General features: G+C 28.0%; 18 protein-coding genes. 2 read left to right on the plus strand and 16 right to left on the minus strand.

Features of this window, described 5'->3' with window-relative positions; genetic code table 11:
* The 7 genes from RSF37_RS12185 to nhaC all read right to left on the minus strand — a co-directional run.
* The coding region (locus RSF37_RS12185; RefSeq protein ID WP_332564676.1) for a CRISPR-associated endonuclease Cas3'' at positions 1-1,141 on the minus strand (1,141 nt) is incomplete at its 3' end.
* Positions 1,142-1,185: 44 nt separating this feature from the next.
* Positions 1,186-1,917 (minus strand): type I-B CRISPR-associated protein Cas5b, encoded by a 732-nt coding sequence (cas5b, locus tag RSF37_RS12190; RefSeq protein WP_332564677.1) that lies wholly within the window; start codon positions 1,915-1,917, stop codon positions 1,186-1,188.
* Positions 1,918-1,921: 4 nt separating this feature from the next.
* Positions 1,922-2,872, minus strand: coding sequence for a type I CRISPR-associated protein Cas7 (locus RSF37_RS12195; RefSeq protein WP_332564678.1), 951 nt, complete (start codon positions 2,870-2,872; stop codon positions 1,922-1,924).
* The gene (locus tag RSF37_RS12200; protein WP_332564679.1) at positions 2,865-3,959 is read right to left on the minus strand and encodes a type I-B CRISPR-associated protein Cas8b/Csh1; all 1,095 of its coding nucleotides are present in this window, start codon (positions 3,957-3,959) and stop codon (positions 2,865-2,867) included. Before RSF37_RS12200 ends, RSF37_RS12195 begins: the two co-directional genes overlap by 8 nt.
* Positions 3,960-4,097: 138 nt before the next feature.
* Positions 4,098-4,610, minus strand: coding sequence for a hypothetical protein (locus RSF37_RS12205; protein WP_332564680.1), 513 nt, complete (start codon positions 4,608-4,610; stop codon positions 4,098-4,100).
* Positions 4,611-4,623: 13 nt separating this feature from the next.
* Complete coding sequence (gene cas6 / locus RSF37_RS12210) at positions 4,624-5,316, minus strand: CRISPR-associated endoribonuclease Cas6 (protein WP_332564681.1); 693 nt, start codon at positions 5,314-5,316, stop codon at positions 4,624-4,626.
* Between the two features lie 358 nt (positions 5,317-5,674).
* Entirely contained in the window at positions 5,675-7,051 is a 1,377-nt protein-coding gene (gene nhaC / locus RSF37_RS12215; RefSeq protein WP_332564682.1) for a Na+/H+ antiporter NhaC, read from the minus strand.
* 160 nt (positions 7,052-7,211) lie between these two features.
* Between nhaC and RSF37_RS12220 the strand changes: the two genes are divergently transcribed.
* Together RSF37_RS12220 and RSF37_RS12225 are read left to right on the plus strand one after the other, a co-directional pair.
* A complete protein-coding gene (locus tag RSF37_RS12220) occupies positions 7,212-7,541 on the plus strand; it encodes a PadR family transcriptional regulator (protein WP_332564683.1) in 330 nt (109 codons plus the stop codon).
* 1 nt (position 7,542) lies between these two features.
* Positions 7,543-8,541 carry a permease prefix domain 1-containing protein gene (locus tag RSF37_RS12225; RefSeq protein ID WP_332564684.1) on the plus strand — a complete coding sequence of 333 codons (999 nt, stop codon included), beginning with the start codon at positions 7,543-7,545 and terminating at the stop codon, positions 8,539-8,541.
* A gap of 40 nt (positions 8,542-8,581) precedes the next feature.
* Here the strand turns inward: RSF37_RS12225 and RSF37_RS12230 are convergent, their stop codons facing one another.
* The 9 genes from RSF37_RS12230 to RSF37_RS12270 all read right to left on the minus strand — a co-directional run bounded on the left by RSF37_RS12230 (position 8,582) and on the right by RSF37_RS12270 (position 21,526).
* Positions 8,582-8,863 carry a DUF202 domain-containing protein gene (locus RSF37_RS12230; protein WP_332564685.1) on the minus strand — a complete coding sequence of 94 codons (282 nt, stop codon included), beginning with the start codon at positions 8,861-8,863 and terminating at the stop codon, positions 8,582-8,584.
* A gap of 72 nt (positions 8,864-8,935) precedes the next feature.
* A complete protein-coding gene (locus tag RSF37_RS12235; RefSeq protein WP_332564686.1) occupies positions 8,936-12,496 on the minus strand; it encodes a multifunctional 2',3'-cyclic-nucleotide 2'-phosphodiesterase/3'-nucleotidase/5'-nucleotidase in 3,561 nt (1,186 codons plus the stop codon).
* Between the two features lie 194 nt (positions 12,497-12,690).
* Positions 12,691-12,957, minus strand: coding sequence for a hypothetical protein (locus RSF37_RS12240; protein ID WP_332564687.1), 267 nt, complete (start codon positions 12,955-12,957; stop codon positions 12,691-12,693).
* A 12-nt stretch (positions 12,958-12,969) separates the two neighbouring features.
* Positions 12,970-14,226, minus strand: a complete 1,257-nt coding sequence (locus RSF37_RS12245) for a Y-family DNA polymerase (protein WP_332564688.1) — start codon at positions 14,224-14,226, stop codon at positions 12,970-12,972.
* 158 nt (positions 14,227-14,384) lie between these two features.
* The gene (uhpT, locus tag RSF37_RS12250) at positions 14,385-15,791 is read right to left on the minus strand and encodes a hexose-6-phosphate:phosphate antiporter (RefSeq protein ID WP_332564689.1); all 1,407 of its coding nucleotides are present in this window, start codon (positions 15,789-15,791) and stop codon (positions 14,385-14,387) included.
* A 146-nt stretch (positions 15,792-15,937) separates the two neighbouring features.
* Entirely contained in the window at positions 15,938-16,933 is a 996-nt protein-coding gene (locus RSF37_RS12255; RefSeq protein WP_332564690.1) for a hypothetical protein, read from the minus strand.
* A gap of 178 nt (positions 16,934-17,111) precedes the next feature.
* Positions 17,112-18,539 (minus strand): MFS transporter, encoded by a 1,428-nt coding sequence (locus RSF37_RS12260; RefSeq protein ID WP_332564691.1) that lies wholly within the window; start codon positions 18,537-18,539, stop codon positions 17,112-17,114.
* A gap of 375 nt (positions 18,540-18,914) precedes the next feature.
* Positions 18,915-19,529 carry a TetR/AcrR family transcriptional regulator gene (locus RSF37_RS12265; protein WP_332564692.1) on the minus strand — a complete coding sequence of 205 codons (615 nt, stop codon included), beginning with the start codon at positions 19,527-19,529 and terminating at the stop codon, positions 18,915-18,917.
* Positions 19,530-19,567: 38 nt separating this feature from the next.
* Positions 19,568-21,526 (minus strand): ABC transporter ATP-binding protein/permease, encoded by a 1,959-nt coding sequence (locus RSF37_RS12270; protein WP_332564693.1) that lies wholly within the window; start codon positions 21,524-21,526, stop codon positions 19,568-19,570.
* Positions 21,527-21,616: the final 90 nt, after the last annotated feature.

A 21,616-nucleotide genomic window follows, 5' to 3' on the forward strand; every position in this document is an offset into this window, starting at 1 on the left:
CTTCTTCACTTTCACCAAATGTTTTATTTAAGTTTTTAATATTTTGCTCTATCAAAGTATTAAATGGATACACATAGAATATTTTCTTTAGATTGTTGTTTTCTTTTAATAATTTAAAACTTAGATTTATAGAAACATTACTTTTACCGCTACCTGTCGGCGCTTCTAAAAAGAAAATATTATTATTTATATTGTTCATCAAATTTTTTTCAGCATCTAAAAACATCTCAGTCCTTAAAATATTAATATTTGTTTCTTCTAATAAGTTTTTCTCTTCATTATAATAAGTTTCCTCATACTTTCTTATAGATTTGTATCTTTCAGTATTTTTATATATGTCATAAAATTCATCAATAGCATTTATATCACCAAACTCATCTAATTCAACACCATTCATAAACTCAGATGTTGCATAAAAATCACAGGCTACTAATGTTGAGAAAAGTAACCTTTCATAAGTATATAAATATATACTTTCTTCTCTGTTCTTTTTTTGTAAATTTTGTTTTATTATTTTACAAATTTTCTTAGTTAAACTTTTGCTTAATTTAAATTCATTACTATAAATATTACTATAATTATTTCTAATAATATCTATAGCTAAAAAACCATCTTCATCGTCATTAAATTTACTTAAAAATTTTGCAAATTCATCTAAATTACCATGGTGCTTTGATATAACATAAGCATTCATAAATAGAATTGTAACTAAATCAGTCTTTTCATTTTTTTCAAGTTGCATTATTTCACCTATAAAATAATCAATATAAATTACAGCTGAAATTAGCGAGTGTTGTGAATTTAATGCATACGAATATTCTTTTATATTTAACTTATTGTTCATTTTAATATCTTGAAATAAGGGATTTATCTTTCCTATATCATGAAATGTTATAGTGTTTACAATAAGCTTTCTATATACTGCTTTACCTATTTCACTTAGATTATTTAAATTTAATTTTTTAAATTTTGAAAATATAACATCTATATTCTTAGATCCATTAATTCTATTAAAATATTTTACACATAAATCAGTATGCTCCGTTAATGTTTCAACTCTTTCATCTTGAATATGTGCATAAAATTTATATTTATTATTTATCAAATTTCCAATATTGACTATTTCATTTTCAAAATACATCTTTATTTTTCCTCCTAAATTTAAAGGAGGGGTATCCCCTCCTATTAATAAAACACTATATTTTTTGATTCTATTTTAAATACTTCAATTTCATTACACTGTTCTGCATCCATATTCGTATATATAAAGCTCTCTAGCACATACATATTTGTATTAGTATCTAACTTATTAGGCAATTTCTCTTCATATTTAAATGTCTCTTCTTCACATTCTTCCCATTCATCTTTACAAAAAGTAAAATATCCTTTAGGACATAAACTATTAATCTTATTACAACTATCTGAAATACTAACGTTATTAAATATTTTTACGTTTAAAATATTAGCAAAATGATCATTTTTTCCTAAATATGGTGTATATACAACTTTATTATTTATTAAACTATCTGCTATTTTTTCTCCTTCTTCATTTTCAATTACAATGTAAATATCCCATGATGGATTCTCTAACCATTGCTCTTTAACTATTAGGTTCCCACCCATCTCTTTAGATGCATATCCAACCGAATTATTAAAGATCTGTACTTTTTTAGATGTATAACCTTTTTCATTATTGGGTGATACTGAAACTCTTATAGATTTAAGTCTTTCATAAAACTCTGGATATACATCATTCTTTTTCATCTGATTATAACCAGAATATCCAAGTATAGCTCCAAACATACCAAGTAACGCTACTTTATGAATATTTCCATAAGTGAAGTAACAATATGAATTCACATCTGGTTTCTTAAAAAATGCTGTTTCTCCTGATAGTGTAAACTTTAAAACTTTCATGTATTTACACCTCTTTTTGTGTGAATATATTATATTTCTTAGCTCCTTTTATATCAGAATTAATTGTAGTTGTATAAGGATTATAATAAATTTCTATACTCTTAATTCTATCTGAAAGTGAATTAAGTAATTCTGAACAATTTATTGTTATTATATTTTTTTCCTCACCTTTATTAAACTCAATATATTCTGATAAGTTTGGAAGATATAGATTATTTTCTGTTTCTATAAATAAAGCAAATTCATTTTCGCATCCAACTTTTGAATTTGTTGCAAAGGATGTTGCTGATACTAATGAAGCTTCCTTAAACTTTACATAATCCTCTTCTGTATACCCTTCAGTTAATCCTAACTCAACAAATCCTTTATATGCTAATGGATTTATTACAAAAGGATAAAAATAGTGGGCTTCATTGCTTACTATTTTAGATCCTAATGTTGAATTTTTAGCTTCTTCTGAATCTGCTTTAGCATTATCTTTTGATCCATCTCTAAATGGAGAAAGAATATTTTGCTCTTCAGGATTAGTTCCTTCATATTTATTAAATCCTTGCCCTATTTGAACTGCACCTGTTATTGATATATTTTTCTTTGCTTCTACGAAAGTCGCTCCAAAATTTTTAACATCCACAGCTTGGAATAAATTCTTAACAATAATGCTGATATCTTTACATTCTTTCAAGTCATGTAGATCAAAAATTTGCTCATATCTTTCCTTTAAAGACCTTGGAATTAATTGAACGCCATCCTTCTTATCCTTTGAAAGTTTCATTGATTTTATATATAGAACTTTATCACCTGCATTATCCCACATTTTTTTCATAGGATATTTAAGCGCCTTATCACTTCCAAATGTATTACCTTCTGATGTCGTTTTTGGGTAGCCTGTAAAATCTGCATTCCAATTTGCCATTATAGATGAAATTCCTAATACTCCGTAAACTCTCTTATCCATTTATTTCTCCTCCATCATTCTTATTACTCTCATATATTAAACTGCTTTGTAAGTACCCCGCCAAAATCAAATCTTGGTCTACTTTTTTTTCAGTATTATATCCAACTATCATTCCATAAAGGTTATTAAACCTTTTGCTATTCATTTCAATCTCATAATTATATTTCTTAAATAAAGCTCTAAGCTTTATATTTATATTCTCACTATTAGTTGCATTAAAAAATGGATTCGCTAATGAATGCATTTTCTTCTTTCCCTTGCTCCTAGATAAAAAATAATTTACTAACTGCCCAACTGCATAATAATATTCTTCATCGCTATCAAATTTACTAGTTATACTTTCATTTATTTTTACTCTCAAATTATTTCTTACATCATAAATTGTATCTCCCATATCTTTTCCTCCATCAAAATATTTTTTTAATGACCACCTTAAATTAAATCTGTGACTAGCATTTATTAGTTTTCCATTTTCTATTGCACCTTTCACTAAATTTATAGATGCTTCATCTAAAATATTATAAACACCTACTTTATTCCCCTTATAAAACCAATCAAATAATTTTTCTCTTGCAAAAAGTAAATTTCTTTTCAAAGCCATATCATTAATTGACATATCCTTTGATTCAGTAAAATAGTTCTTCATTAAAAACTTAGAAAATAATACTTCATTAATTATTTCCTGCATCCCTTTAAGTGTATTTACCTCTACACCATACTTATAGATATTCTTGGTTTTTATTAAATCCATGTCTAATATATTTTTAAATATAAATTTTTTAGATAAATTACACTTATATCCTGTTATAATATCAGTTTCATGTATTTCAACTTCCTTACCTTTTTGTATTCTTAAAAAGGTTCCAGTAAAATCTTCATCAAGAAGTTCTCCATTTTTATAACCTTTTATGTCATCATTAATATAAACATTAAATTTATCTACAGTTGCTAAGTTCATTAAATGATCAAAAAACTTTCTTTGTAACAAAACTTCTTTTTCGCTTACAATATATGGAACTTCACTTTTTCTACTTTTATTCATCAAATATGGTTTCTTAGTATTTAATCCAATATTATCATCTGGCACTCCATATGTTTTATCTTTAATATTTATATTAAAATCATTATTATTATAAATATTAGGAATTAAATATCTTTTTCCTTCTCTTTGATACTCTTCTAATGGATAATCAAAAAATATTTTTAAATAGTCTTTTCCTGTAATTTATATATCTAAATTAAATATATTTTCTTTAATCCATCCCTGTATTTTCTTTAATTTTAATATATCAATTTCTTCTAAAGATTCTTCAACCGACTTATATATTTTTTTTGCATTTGCTTTAGAATATTTTAAATATGGATTTGCTAAAATATTATAGTAATTATCAATTATTTCATTTGTAAGTTTACCATTAATTAAACTTTCCTTTTTTATAAAGAATGATAAATAATTATTACTATGGATTTTCTTCTTTTTATCTATAGATTTATCGCTACTACTCAATTTACTAATATAATCAAACTTACATATATCATCTATATATCTATTACTTTTATCAATTTGCTTTGTTTTTTTGTCTAGTTTTATATCAATAATCTCTTTTATTTTAAAAGAATCACCATTTGGAGATACTATAATATAAGTCCCACCAGCAGGTATATAATTATGTGTAATAAGCTCATCTCCATATTTTTTGAGCTTATTGTTAAAAACTTCTATACAACTATTTAACAATCACTTCACCTCCTTATAGCCATCTATAATTCACAAACCCTAGTCCTCTTGCATTCATCTCACACAAACCTGTTCCTAAACTCATATATGCTAAATCTTGAGCTATTTTATCATCTCCAATATTTAAAGATATTTTATCTCCTAGTAGCTTTATATTTTTATAATTTGTTCCTATTGGCTTTCTATTTTTAAATTCTATTGATGTATATAAATCAAAATCTTCATTTATTTTTGTGTTCATAGCACTATTATATTTTTTTATAAGATTCTCTTTTAATCTTCTTTCAAAATCATCTAATGTAATTTTACCTTTCCAATATCCCCACTCATTTTTAATTATTATTGGTGTTATTGAATATATTTTTTCTAAGTGTTTCTTAGGTAATATTCTCACCTCAGCAGTTAAACCTTTTATCACATCATTGTATTCGTTTACCATATTTTCCGCAAAGAACTTCGCTAAATTAGAATCTATTGTTCTAATTGTTAAAGTGTATACTCTTCCAGACTTATAAAGCTTGTCTGTTTCAGTTGGATATGGTGAATCAAAACAATAATTTTTAAATTCATTTTTTTTGTGAAGTTCTAGCAATTTATCATTTTTTGATAGTGCCGAATCTATAAATGAACTTATTATATATTGAGAATTATCGAAATTTATGTCTACTAATACAAATATTTTGAATTTTATTTGATATACTTTCATAGGACATCCCCTTTCTTTGTAATAATTTTACTATATATGAATTATATTGTAAATATGATTCATATATAGTATTTATTTTTGTTTTTATGTAGTTTTAAACCATTATTAATCTTTATAATTCAAAATATATTTTTTTGAATATACATCTAATGTTATTGTTAATCATACTTACTAAATTTAATTTAAAATTAAATTTAAATACAGCATTCTGTTACACTTAATTTAAAATTTCATTAATATTAAAATAAATATATTATTATATTTATTTAGTTGCCTTTCTAATTGTTCTTTATTCATTTAAATAAAAAAATATCATTAATTCACCTCTACAGTTAGATTAATGATATCTTCAATCCTTCTATTTTCTCTTTATAACTCCAATTCCCATAAAAGCAAATATTATTGCTAAAATTGGGTTAATCAAATTCAAAAGTGCATATGGCGCATAAGATATAGCTGAAACTCCAAGCACTCCAGATACAAATGCCCCTGCTGTAGTCCATGGTATAAGTGCTCCAGTTAAAGTACCTCCCTCTTCTAAAGTTCTACTTAACATAGAATTATCAAGTCCACGTTCCTCAAACTTCTTCTTATATATACTTCCATTTAAAATAATAGCTAAATATATTTCACCCATTATTATATTAGTGAAAAATGTAGTTCCTATAACTAATGCAATCAATCCACCAACTGATTTAACCTTTTTAACAACATCCTTTATAATAACTTCCAAATACCCGAAAGTTTCTAAAAGTGATCCTAATATAAGTGCAATAAATGATAGAGAAAAAGTATTCATCATACTTTGTATCCCACCTCTAGTTAATAAAGTATCCACAAAATCAATTCCAGTATTACTTACATATCCATTGTTAAGTACATTTAAAGCATCAATAATATTATTTCCTTGGAACAGTATAGAAAATAGTACTCCACATAACACTCCAACAGTTAAAGCTATTATTGCATCAACCTTTTTTATACTAAGAACTAATACAACAACTATAGGTACTAACATCCATATATTTATATTAAAAATATTATGTATTGAATTTGTAATATCATTTACTGAATCAGTATTAATATTACTTCCACTTGTATACTTAATTCCAAGTAAAGTGAATCCTATAAAACTTAAAATATATGATGGTATTGTTGTATACATCATTGATTTTATATGCTTATACAAATCAGTTCCTGCTGAAACTGCAGCAAGATTTGTTGTATCAGAAAGTGGTGACATCTTATCTCCAAAGAATGCTCCTGAAACTACCATACCAGCTATTATTGGTGCAGGTATTCCAAGCCCTGTTCCAATTGCCATAAGTGCCACACCAACAGTTCCACAAGTACCCCATGATGTTCCTGTTGCTATTGAAGTTATACTACAAACTATTAAACCAAGTGGCAGAAAGAACTTTCCTCCAATTAAATTAAGCCCATAATATACAAGTGTTGGTACTACTCCACTTTGAATAAAGGTACCAATCAATGCTCCGATAAGTAAAAATATTAATAAAGCTGGAAATGCTCTAATTACTCCATCTTTCATCTTATCTAAAACTACTTCAAACTTATATCCAGAACTTAAAATAAATATTGTAGTAACTATTAAATCTAATAATAAAAGCACTCTAATATCAACTTCATTCATTATTCCAACAGCTAAAATAGCAACTAAAATTATTAATAATATAAATGCATTTTTCTTTTTTGGTAATATATTATCTTTCATTATTCCTTACCCTCCTCGTTTGTACTCATTTTTATATAATAATAAATATTATATCACAACACCTTTTTTCTTTTTTTATAAATATTACTTTATCTATCGTAGTAATTGTGATAATATATAATTACTACGATAGATAAAGTAATTTAAAGGAGGACCTATTTTGATTAGCAGTGATATTATTAGAGGCTACAATGATACGATTATTTTAAGTGTCCTTTTGGAAGGTGACTCCTATGGTTATGAAATATCAAAAACCATTAAGTCAATTACAAATGATCAATATGTAATTAAAGAGACAACTTTGTACTCTGCATTTAATAGACTAGAAAAGAAAGGTTTTATTATTTCATTTCCCGGGAATGAGACCTTTGGTAAACGTAGAACTTACTATAAAATAACTCAAAGCGGAATAGATTTTTATAATGAAAAATGTATTGAGTGGAAAGTCACTAAGGATGTAATAAATAAATTTATAAAGGAGCTGAATTAAAATGGAGACTATAAAAAATTATTTAGATAATGTGTTTTCAGGATTACCTAAAACGCAAGAAATTGAAAAGTTAAAATCAGAACTTCTATCTAATTTGGAGGATAAATATGAAGAGCTTAAAGCTAGCGGTAAAAGTGAAAATGAAGCTATTGGTATCGTAATATCAGAGTTTGGTAATATTGATGAATTAATCAATGAACTGGATATAGATGAGCCTATACTTAATCAAACTAAAGTGGATTCTAATTACAAAACTTTAAGTATAGAAGATACTAATAATTATTTATCTGATAAAAAACGTACTTCCTTTTTTATAAGTATAGGTGTATGCCTTTGTATTCTTGGTGCTAATATATTGGTACTACTTTCTGCCCTTAGTGAGGATAACGTTATTTTAGGTGGTGTATCAGAAAATGTTGCTGATGCTGTTATGATATCACCTTTATTCATACTTTTAGTTCCTGCTATTGCACTATTTATTTATTCAGGAACTTACATGGATAAATATAAGTTCATTGAAAAAGGAGAATTTACAACTTCAAGTAGTACTAAATCTTACTTAACAAATGAATATGCTAATATAAAATCTAGAATATCTTTAAAGGTTATTGTAGGTGTTTGCCTTTGCGTAATATCACCATTATTTATTATAGTAGGAGATGCTATTAGTGAGAATGCTTCAGTTTATGGAGTTGTTATTTTACTTTTACTAGTTTCAGTAGCTGTCTTCTTATTTATTAATTCAGGCTCTCTTAACGAAGGATATAAGAAACTTTTACAGCTTGATGAATATAGCGTTGAATCTCGTAAAAATAATCGTGTTATTGGTGTTGTTGCTTCAGTTTACTGGCCACTTGTAACTGCTATCTATTTATTTATAAGTTTTGTCTTTGAAATATGGGCTATTTCATGGATTATATATCCAATAGCTGGTATTTTATTTGGTGCATTTTGTACAATTTATAATGTTAGTAAAAAGATATCTAATCAACAATCTTAACTAAAAAAAGTAGCTATATCAGTTTGATATAGCTACTTTTTTATATTATATTTTCAAATTCAAGATCCTTATTTACTTCTTTATATATTCTTCTTCCTCTTATTCCAAAATATATAGCTGAAACACTAAGTATTATTGCAACTATTAACCCTACTGCTCCCCCTAATAGTTTATATAAAGTTAATGCTGCAACAATAAAACTTATTACAGTTCTCATATAAGATAAATAAGTTCTTTCACTAGCTAATACTGTTCTATCAACAGCTAAGTGATCTCTTAAATTCATATCTTCTTTATTCTCTCTGTACTTATCATACTTCATATATAATTCTCCTACTTATAAATATAGTTTTATAAATATATTATACTCCGTATATCAAATACATATTATACATTAAGAAACTTTTTTATCTTTCTTTCTAATTATAGCTACTCCACTTATTAACGCCATTAGCCCTAGAACAGCAAGTCCATTTTCCCCTAATCCCATTCCTGTTTTAGGTAAATCTTTATCATTACTATCCTTTGATTTTCCATCATTAGTTTCTGTAGTGCCTTGTTCCTTATTTGTATCTTTATTTGTATCATCTGTTATATTATCATTTGGATCTTTAACTGTTTCTCCATCTTCATTTCCATTGTCCTTACCTTGAACTAAAAGTTCGTTTAAATTTTCTACTGGTGTTATACCATCTTTTGCCCATTTATCTTTCATAGCTTCTCTTAATACTAAATTTGTATCTTTAACATTCTTAGCATTTTTAAAATCGTATCCGTCTCCACCTGCTGCCATAAAATCATTAGTTGCTACTTTATAATACTTATTTGGGTCTATCTTACTTCCATCTTTTAATCTAACTGATGTTACTTTACTTCCTTCTTTAGCACCTTTATCATAAAAGACTTTTGCTCCTGCATGTTGACCCCATCCCATATCTTTTGGTTCAATACCATGGTCTAATGCTTTAACTATGTCTGAACCTTTCATATCCATAGTTACTATTGTATTATCAAATGGTAATATTCTATACATATCACCAACTGTAATATCTCCTTTATATAATGGTGCTCTCACTCCGCCACCATTCATTATTGCAAAATCTGAATTAGTTATTTCTTTCATTGCCTCTGCAACTGTTGCTCCAAGTTTTGTAATGCCCTTATCTCTATCATGAGGTAAATCAACACTTAAATGTGTTACTTTCTCATTCATAATTGGTGCTAATTTATCTTCATAAACTTTTAAATTAGCTTTCATTTCTTCATCCATTGGAAGATCCTGAACCCTTTTATAAAGGTCATCTACTTCTGTGTTTACAGTAAGCTTTCCTTCTTTATCAAAGTTTAGATCAATATGTCCTAAGCATCTTCCATTTTTATATGCTTGAATTACAGGTACTCCGTTTACTTTACCTTCAACTCTTTGATGGCTATGTGCTGATACTATTGCATCAATTCCAGACACTTTAGCAACATCTTCTACTTCTCCTGTAATTTTACCATCTTTATCTTGTGTACTTCCTAAATGACTTAAAACTATGACTGCATCAACCTTTTCTTTATTCCTTAAGTAATCTGTCCACTCTTTTGCTGCTTCTTTTGGATCTTTAAATTCTATATTCTTAACTCCATTTGGATTAGTTTTATAAGCAGTTTCAGGTGTTGCAAGTCCTACAAAACCTATTTTCTTTCCTTCTTTTTCTATAATTCCATAAGGTTTTGCCCAGTCTACTGGCTTCCCAGTTTTTTTATCATAAATGTTAGATGCTAAAAATTCAAAGTTACCATCTTTACTCCATTTTGATATTAAGTCAGCACCCCAGTCAAATTCATGGTTACCAACTGCTGAGAAGTTTAATCCAACTTGCTTTAGCATTTCTGTCACTGGTTCTCCCTTAAGTAAGTTTGATAATGCACTACCTTGATACATATCTCCACCACTTACTACTATAGTATTAGGATTTTCTTTCTTAACTCTTTTAATTTCATATGATAACTTTGAAGCTCCAATATCACTTCCTGATTCTTGTAATGAACCATGGAAATCATTAAATGTAACTATTGGTATATTAACTGATTTAGTTTCAGGTTGTACTTTTAAAACATCATCCCAAGTTACTGATCTAACATTTGGAGTTCTACCATCTTCTGATACTGGTATATTAATTTTCCCATCATTTATTAATTTAACCGCTAAATCTCTATGAGCTTTATTCCAGTTGTTACCTACTAACTTCCAGTTATTATCTACATGCCTCTCTATGTTTCCATCTTTAACATTTGTTATATAATCTAATATTAAATCTCTTATTTCACCATTTTCATCATTGCTACTATCATATATTTTTTCATACTGACCTTTATCCATTACTCCAGCATCTAATCCTGAATTATATCTGTAATTATTGATTGTTAAATATACAACATCATTATCTTTTACTTCTTTTCCGTCTTTTTGGAATTTTAAATTTTGAACTCTATGTCCAACATCATTAGCTATATTTATTTCATAACTAACACCTTCAAGCATATCGTACTTATACATTCTTTCATTTTGGTCAAATGATACTGTTAAGTCACCATCTTTATACTTGTTGTAGAACTTAGAATTGTCTTCCATATATTTTTTAAGTTGTTTTCCTGTTGTTTTTACTGTGTATAATGTATTATCAAATTTATATATATTTGCTATATCAGCTTTGCTTATTTTACCTTCTTTTAAGTTTGCATCTGCACTAAATAAAGCTGCAGCTGAAACATGATACACGTTATCTGGATTTATTCCCTTAGCCTTTAAATATTTTCTTCCATTGTATAATTGAACTTCATTTACGAAATCTGTAACACCTTGGTCTGATACTATTGACTGAGGTATTCCTTTAACTTCATCTTTATTAGCTAAATCTCCCCCAGTTAAGTTTCCTATATCTGTTGTTGCATCATTAAGCGCTTTCTTATTAAAAGGTTCCATTTCTTTATTTACTTCTGGATCTTCCTTAACTCCTTTAGTGCTTATTAACTGTGAGCTTTTATTTATTACTTTTGCTTTATCTCCATTTTTTTCTACTTCTATATTAACTTTAGATACATACTTACCGTTACTTGCAGGTTCTGTTATAACTGCATTTCCAGCAACTACTTCTTCTATACCATCATGTTTATGTCCTGCTATTACTGCTGATACTTCTGGATTCATCTTTGCTATATCTGTTGCAGAATCACCATTACCGAATTCTTCATTAAGTCCAACATGTGATGTAACTACATATACATCTGCTCCACCTTGCTTACGTGCCTTTATTTCTTTTATAACTTTTGAAACTTCTTTATCTGGATTTTTAGTTTCGTATCCTTCTAAGTTTTTTGAGTCCCATTTTACTATGTTTGGAGTAACAACTCCAATTATTGCTACCTCTACACCGTCATAATTCCTTGTTGTATATGGATTAAATACTCTTTTTCCATCTTTGTAAAGGTTTGCACATAAGACATTTAAATTCTTATTTGCCTGACTTACTACATTCTTTAAGTTATCCATTCCATTATTAAATTCATGATTACCAAATGAATATGTATCATAACCTATTGTATTCATTGCCTTCATCATAGGATTTTCTCCACCTATGAATAGATGATTGTAATTTCCTTGTATTGTGTCCCCATTGTCTACTACTAAAGTATTTGGATTTTCTCTTCTTGCTTCTTTAACTATTGTTGCAACTTGATTTAATCCACCATCACTTTTCGTATTTGCTGCGTAATCGTAGTTTAAAAATCTTCCATGTAAATCTGACGTTGCTAATATTTGAATATTAACCTTGCTAGATTTACCTCCCCCATTTTTCATTTCAGCTGCTTGTGCTGATATTGGAGCTAATTGCAGTAGCATACTAAATACTATAGTAAGTGCAATTATGATCCGATTTGTCTTTTTGTTTTTTAGATTTTTTATCATTTGTGCATTCCCCCTATTTTTTATAAGTGTTAATCTATTGCAAAACTTTTAATAGTTTTTTGCACATAATAATTTAGTAAAGTAGTTTTAATTATTAATAAATTACCAACAATTAATATTTTACATTAATTTTTCCATTTTATTTGTAAACATTATTTTAACACTTTAAAATTTGCACATTATAAGTTATTATTTTACTTATTCAAAAATAATAACCATCTGTTTGTAATCAAATCATATTTAATACTATAAGTATTTTCTACTCCATCAACAATACTACTACAAGTAAACTTCCACATTGGATTGCCTGCTAACTTCTCAAATTCTCTATTTAAAATTCTATTAATGCATACAACTTTGCAGTCTGCGTCTTCCTCTTCATATTTGAATTTTACAGGATTAATTTTCCCTTCCATATCAAACCAAGCTATCATTTGTACAGGTTTTGCAATTGGATTCAAATTAATCAACTCCTATAATATACTTCCCATCATGGGATAATCCTCTTCACCTACTCCACCATTTAACGGCTTAAAGTCTGAACCAATAAATGTTGATCTTACAATAGATTGATCTCCATATTTAGCTCTTATATTATCAATAGTCTTATCTAATGATCTCTTTTTATCAATTCTATTATCATCAAAGAAAGTTCTTTGATAAAATTCATTACTACATAAATTAGATAACCGAATTCCTAACTGCCTTATAACTTCACCTCTCCAAGCTTCATCAAACACACTAGTTATTTCCTTAAATATCTCCTCTGTGGAGTCTGTTATAGTGTATAAAGTTTTCTGATGTGAATATCTCATAAAACTATCAGTCTTAATAGAAACTGATACAACACTGCACATACTTGAGTTGTCTCTAAGTCTCATTGCTGATGTTTCTACAAGGGATAATAATATTTTAAGTGCATCTTCTCTTGATGTAATATCTCTTGAAGTAGTTGTTGAATTCCCTATACCTTTTACTTCTACGTAATTTTTACTTCTAACTTCTGAATCATCTATACCCCTTGCATAATTGTGAATTACTAGTGCATAACTTTTAAATATTGGTTTTAGTACATTTAAATCATAGGTTGCTAAATCTCCTATGGTTTGAATATTTAATTTAGTAAGTTTAGCTTCCGTTGCTCTACCTACCATAAATAAATCTCTAACCTTTAGTATCCACATTTTACTTTCAATTTCATCTTTAAATAATGTGTGTATAGCATTCTTCTCCTTAAAGTCACTTGCCATTTTTGCTAATAATTTATTACTACTTATTCCTATATTTACTGTAAATCCTAGCTCGCTCTCCATTCTTTCTTTTATTTCAATTGCTTTAGCCATATACTCTTCTTTAAAATGACTAGCATCCATAAATACTTCATCTACTGAATATCTCTGAATTAAAGGTGAATACTCAGATAATAAATTATACATAGCATTACTACATCTCATATATAATTTATAATCCGGTGGATACACCTTAAGATTTTGGCACTTTGCCATTGCTGATATAATAGGCTCTCCTGTATTAATTTTAAATTTCTTAGTTGGAATTGATTTAGCAAGAACTATTCCGTGACGTTCTTCTGAATTTCCACCAACAACTGATGGTATTTTTCTTATATCAATATTATTTTCACCTTGTTGTAGTTGTTTCGCTGCTGTCCATGATAAGTATGCTGAATTAACATCTATATGAAAAATTATCCTTTCACATTTACTCTCCACTTTAACACCCTCTACTAATAGTTTCTAATTAAATAATACCGAACATATGTTCTATTGTAAAGAGGTTATTTTTGTCATAATTTATTTTTTTATATTTTATATAGTAAAAAGACTAATATTTAGTTTTACTAAACATTAGTCTTTTTACTTGTTTCAACTTAACTACATAAAGATTCTTGCTTCCTTAGTCTTCTAATCTTTTTCTCTTCCCCATAAGCTACTATTAAAAGTAATATTACACCCATAATAAGTGCTGCATAGAAAACTACAAAAACATCATTCCAACCATGTAGGTTTGTACCAAATATAGTTATACCTCCTGATTTTGGGTCTGCAATTTTTGCAAGTGCAACTTTAGCTGTTGAATCTCCAAAAAGATATCCAAAAGTTCCACTTAATCCGTTAGTTACTGTCGTAGCTTTCTTTGGCGAAAATCCTACAATAGAAACTCCAATTAGAAGTTGTGGACCAAATATTAAAGCACCTAAACAAAATAGTGATATATCTACCATTGCAACACTTGTTGCATATCTGTAACCTAATACTGCAAATGCAGTTATTCCTAAACAAAAGGCAGCTAAAATAGCTCTTCTTCCTTTTAATAAATCAGATACGTATCCCCATGTCATACTTCCTAAAAGTGCACCCATTTCAAAATAGAATATTGTATCAACTGCATCAGACATTCCAAATCCTAAATGTTCTGTAACATAAAGAGGTGCCCAGTTATCTATTCCTATACGAACTATGTATACAAAAACATTAGATACACAAAGTATCCATATCCAAGGATTCTTTAAAACATATTTCTTGAATATTTCAAATTTAGTCATTGATTCACTTTCCAAATTTTCTTCATCAACTGGTTCATCAAATATTTCTTCAACTCTATTCCAGCCTAATTCTTCTGGCTCATCCTTACCAACAAACATTAATACAATACCAACTATAAATGCAACTACTGCTGGTACTATAAACATTCCTGCAACATTACCGTGGAAGAATGTATTAGCTCCCCATAATGCTAATATTCCAGCAAGAGCTCCACCTATGTTATGTGACATATTCCAGAAACCTAAATACCTTCCTCTTTTAACTGTTGGAGTCCATCTTGATATTGTTGAATATGCCGCTGGACCTCCTGGTGCTTGGAAAAATCCACTTAGTCCCCAAAATAATAATATAATTCCTGACGGTTGCTTACCATTAAGTAATAAAATACCTATTATTAAAACCATGGCAGCTGACATTGATAATAAAAATGCTACTATACGCTTTGCATTTTTTCCATCAATAATATAACCTAAAAGTGTCTTACCTATTGCATATGTAATTGAAAATCCAAATCCTATATAGCCGAGTTCAGATGTTGTGTAACCTAATTGTTCTTTTAAAAGTGGCTGTGCTGCTTTAAAATTATTTCTAATTAGATACATGAAAGCATAAACTATAAATACAACAAAGAATGCTTTAAGAAATTGTTTTATCCATTGCTTTCTCTGAGTCTCTATTGGTACCGTAACAGGCTTTTTATTAATACTAAAAAATTGGCTTATTATGTTCATACAGTTCTCCCCTTAATTTATATTAGGTAAACATATTTTAATAAAACGTTTTCCGAAAATGTTTACATACTTATTGTAAAACAAACTGTGAACAGAAAAATCTCCTAGATGTTTCATAAATGTAACATCTAAGAGATTTTATAATTTTATTTATTTATAGATTCTGTAGGCTCTAGATTATTACTACTAGAGAATACAAAATATGCTCTACTTTCATCCTCTATAACTCTTTGTTTTAATAATATAAATCCATCATCTTTTACAGTATCTATTATTGTTCCATCATATATATAATACTGATTACAACAGTGTGGGTCATAAACTTTAAAGTAAACTTCTCCATCTATAACAGTATGTCCTGCAAGTACAATATAATGCCCCTGTCTTGTAACATGACCTGGTCCCATATTAGCAATAACTAAATGTTTATTATCATCTAATAATGCCTTAACTTCACTAATACTACTTGCTCTTTTATAATTTAAATTATATTTTGGATTATCTGGATCATTTGCGGCAATACTAAAAAATCTTCTATCCGTTCCACTGTTATCAGTTCTAGTACCTATTGCTATAGAATATTTACATAATTCAGGCGGTGCTACATCAACATTGTTTAATGTTGAAACAACTATTGAATAAGCTGATGGCCCACATGCAGAATTTGATATTGTTTGAGCCTTATCATTCATTCTAGAATTAGTATATACAGTTTTCCCGTATTCTTTATCATCTTGAGCATAATACTTAATATGTAATTCTTTATTAGAATTTTCCTTATGTTGTTCTTTATGTTCTTCCTTATTAATTTTCTTATGTTCTTCTTTATCAATTACTTTAGGTTTATCTTTATGTATCTCTTTTTGTTCTTTATGTTCTTCCTTCTCACTAACTTTAGGCTGCTCCTTATATTCTTCCCTAAGCTCTTCCTCGTTAGTTTCCTTATGTTCTTCTTTAACATGTGTAATATCTTTGTTGCAACGTTCCTTTGTTTTATCTATGTTTGTAACTTCACCTTTTTCTGTTTCAGTAGAAGCTGCTAAAGCTCGTACTATATTTACAGAGCAAACATCTATTACAACTACCATAATTAAAATCATTGTTGCAACTTTTGTAGTTAACTTTTCCCCTTTGAATATCACTATTTACTTTTTCCCCCTTGTTCTTTTTGTCCTTCTAAACCTTAATAATTTTATGAAAAGACTTCGAGATTATATCATTTCTTTTAAAATTATTCAACTATTATATAGGAAAAAGTCCAATTTATACTAAAAAAACACCATTAGCACTTTACTAATGGTATTTTATACAAACTATTTTTTATCTAACTATTTTCTTTTTTCTAAATCTTGTAGCACTAACTATAACTCCAACAAAGCATATTACAGCTGCCACTATATAAACGAAATCCATAGCTGCTATAAATACATGATTTTTTCCTTCTACATAATTAGTTACTGAGTATCCAAGCATTCCACTCATTCTAATATATAAAAGAGTTGTTCCTATAGTTACTCCAAATATCATACCAAGGTTTCTTACAAGAGCATTTACGCTTCCTGCAATACCAAGCTTATTCTTCTGTACTGTTGACATTACAAGAGTATTATTTGGTGATTGGAACATTCCATTTCCAATTCCCATTACAACTGAGTAAACTCCAACAATCCATAGTGGTGTTGCTTCGTGTATTGTTGCCATAAGTACAAAACTTATTGATAATATACATAATCCTATAATTGCAATTATCTCTGATCCTACTTTATCTGCTAAAGTACCACTAAGTGGTGATATTATTGATAATGTTATTGGATATATAATCATAAATATTCCTGCATAAAATGGAGTCATATTTAATACATCCTGCAAGTAAAATGGTAATAATATTGTAAAACAACTTATTGCTATAAATGATATGAATCCACAAAATACACTGATTGAAAATAAATTATTTTTAAATATACTTAAATCTAAAACTGGTGACTTTATTTTCATTTCAGTAATTATAAATAATACAAGTGATGCGATACTAATTATAAATCCAATTACTATAGGAGTACTTGTATATCCTATAAATTGTCCTTCTGTTGTTACTAAAACTATTGAAATAATAAATATTGCAAAAAGTATTGTTCCAACTATATCTATCTTCTTATCTTTATGACCTTCTTCTCTAGGTAATATTTTCGTTGCAGCTATGAAAGCTATTATTCCTATTGGAACGTTTATTAAAAATATATATTCCCATCTTAATAATGATACTATCATTCCGCCAAGTGCAGGTCCAACCATTATACCAAGTGCAACTGATGCTCCTGATATTCCAACAGCTTTTCCTCTTCCGCCTCTTGAAAATATATCTGTTATTATTCCTAAACTATTTGCCATTGTAAGTGATGCACCGATACCTTGGAACACTCTTGATATAACAAGTAAAGGTAATGTGTGTGATAATCCACATAATAATGATCCTAATGTGAATAAAAATATACCTACTTTAAAAGTATTACATTTACCTTTTACATCACCGAATCTTCCTGCAAGTAATATTATACATGATATTGCTATAAGGTAACTTGTAACAATCCACTGAACTTGAGCCATACTAATTCCAAGTTCTGATGATATAATTGGTAATGCTACATTTACAATACTTGAATCTAAACAGTTCATGAAAGTTACTATTACGATGCATGTAAGTATTTTCCATCTATTATTATAAATGGTATCTTCCGTCATTTTTTGCATTTAAATCTTCCCTTCTTATCTTTTGTTTAATTATTTTAAAACCATGAGAATAATTATAATACATCTCATTATGTAATTTCATAAGGCAAAAAAAGCCTTCACATATGATAGGACAAGATTAACTCAATTATGATATATTTCCCACTCTATTACTAACAGAATCTACAATATATAAATTTCGCAGTAAATTGCCATAAATATTGTAAGCACTAACTTTAATTGCATTAATAATGGAATTAATATGGTAAATATAATTTAATTCATCTACTCTTATATATTATTCCCATAAATATTTTGAAAAATTTATCTTTAAAATATAGTTTTAAATAAAAAAAGAACACCCCCTTAAAGATCAAGGGAATGTTCTATTATATTCTATTCTTTTAATACTCCGTACTTTAATAAGTTAAGTTTACTTATTAAATCTTCTCTACATTCAGCTTCATTATATATATTATTAAAGAACAATACTATTTGATTCATCATTATATTCATTAATACATTATTAAGACGTATAAATTCATCTAAATTACTTATTTTTAAATTTTCTATATCAACAAGTTTACTAAAATAAGACTTATATTTATGACAATTATCAAATGTTAAAAATCCTAGAAGATGTTTCATAAGCTTAACATCCATATTGGATATTGTAGTAATAACAAATTCTTTATCCTTACCATTCATGCTGTCTACAGTAATAAAATCATATACTAATAATAAAAATTCAAAAATATCATATTTATTCTTCTCAACATCTTTAGCTAATGATTGTAACATTGTATATTTAAACTCATCTAAAATGTATATAAATAGATCTTCTTTATTTTCAAAATACTGATAGAAACTCCCTCTAGAAATATCTGCTTCTTTTATAATTCTATTTATTGATGCTTCATAAAAACTATATTTACTAAATTCTCTTTTGGATGCATCTATAATTTTTTCTCTTTTATCTTTTTGTAAATTAAAGAATGTATTAGTTGGCATAATATTTTCTCCTATCAATATTTTTCTTAAGTATTATACTATTCAGTTCTTAATGAATCTACAGGGTCTAGCTTAGCAGCCTTTCTAGCTGGAACAAGACCTGCACACATACTAACAATAGTACTTACTGCAATTCCACAGATAGCATAAAGTGGTGTTATATTTATTACATTCATATCAAAGGCTTCCATTGATCCAATGTTTGCACCTATTGATATTACAAATGCACTAGCTATACCAATTATACCACTAAATAATCCTATTAGAAACGCTTCTGAAACGAATATTCTCTTAATGTCTTTGCTTCTTGCACCTATGGCTCTTAGTAGTCCAATCTCCTTAGTTCTTTCAACTACACTTATGTGTAATACAACTAATATCATTATTGAAGAAACTATTAGAGATATACCTGCAATACCAGCTAAAACAATTGTTAATATATTAAGCATTGTAAGCATTTGGTCACCCATAACTTCTTGTGTTGAACCTGAATATCCAAGATCAAGAATCTCTGTCTTAATTCTGCTTGCATCTTCTTCAGTATTTGCAACAATATATTCAACGCTTGGTTTTAACTCTGTTCCCTTATCTTTAAGTAATGATTCTAAATCATTATAATTCATAAATACTACTTCTGTAGTTTCTGACATACGATCTTTATTTCCTGTTGTGTAAACTCCACTAATAGTAAATTCACCTTGAACTTCTGTTGTATCCACAAAAGCATTTAACTTAACTTTTTTACCAATAACATCTCCACCAAGTTTATCAGCTGCTAATTTACTTACTAATATCTCATTTTTGCCTGGCAAAGTTCCTTCTGTTAAGTTATCTTTTGTAATAGTATCTGACATACTATTTAACATCATTATATCGCTTTGTTTTTTACCATATGTTAAAGTGTTATTACCTGACATTGATACAATACTAAATCCATTTTCTACTTCTTTTACACCATTTATCTTTTTCAATTCTTCAATATTCTTCTTTTCAAATGGTGTCTTTGCTCCCATCATTGCCTTCATTGCGGCTGTTGGATCATTTGGATCTGCATCAACTTTCATATTTACTTCAACAACTAGTGGGTTCATAAAGCTATTTATCATATCATTGAAGTATGACTTTAGTCCATTACCTAATGATAGCATTAATACTATACTCATAATCCCTATACTTACCCCTACAGCTACTAATACATTTCTCTTTAGCTTCTGTCTCATGTTGTTAGCTGCAAGTCTTATAGCTGAAAATAAGCTTAAATTCTGCTTTGACTTTTTAATGTTATTTTCTTCAATAACAACATTTTCTAGCGGAGTACCTTTTTTGTCTTCAACTATTTCACCATCAAATATTTTTATTACTCTACTTGAGTGTGCTGCAACTTTTTCTGAGTGAGTAACCATTATTACAAGTTTGCCTCTTCTTGCAATGTTTTTTATTATGTTTAGAACTTGTTCTGTTGTTTCTGAATCTAAAGCTCCTGTTGGTTCATCTGCAAGTATTATTTCCGGATCATTTATTAAGGCTCTTGCTATTGCTACCCTTTGTTTTTGTCCACCTGATAATTGGTTTGGTTTCTTATGTATATGTTTTTCTAGTCCAACTTCTTTTAGTACTTTTGTTGCTTTTTCTATACGTATTTCTTTGCTTACATTAGATAATGTTAGTGCAATTGTTACGTTGTCTAGTATTGATAAGTGTGGTATTAGATTGCAACTTTGAAATACGAATCCTATCTTGTTTTTTCTGTATTCGTCTAGTTCTCTTTCTGTGAATTGCCCTATGTTTTTTCCTTCTATTAATAATTCACCTTCAAAGTTTGAATCTAGTCCACCTATTAAGTTCATCATTGTTGATTTACCACTACCTGATTCACCTATTATTGATACTAGTTCACCTCTATTAAAGGATACATTTATGTTCTTTAATGCATGAAATGTTTGACTGTTATCTAATTTGTAGTACTTATTTACGTCTTTTAATTGTAATAAATTCATAGTCTATCTCCTTTGTATGTTATCTAGTATGACAACCTGTCATTTAAATAATATTATATGACAAGCTGTCATATGTCAATAGGAAATATT

This window comes from Clostridium sp. (assembly GCF_036643715.1).
GTDB lineage: Bacteria > Bacillota > Clostridia > Clostridiales > Clostridiaceae > Clostridium.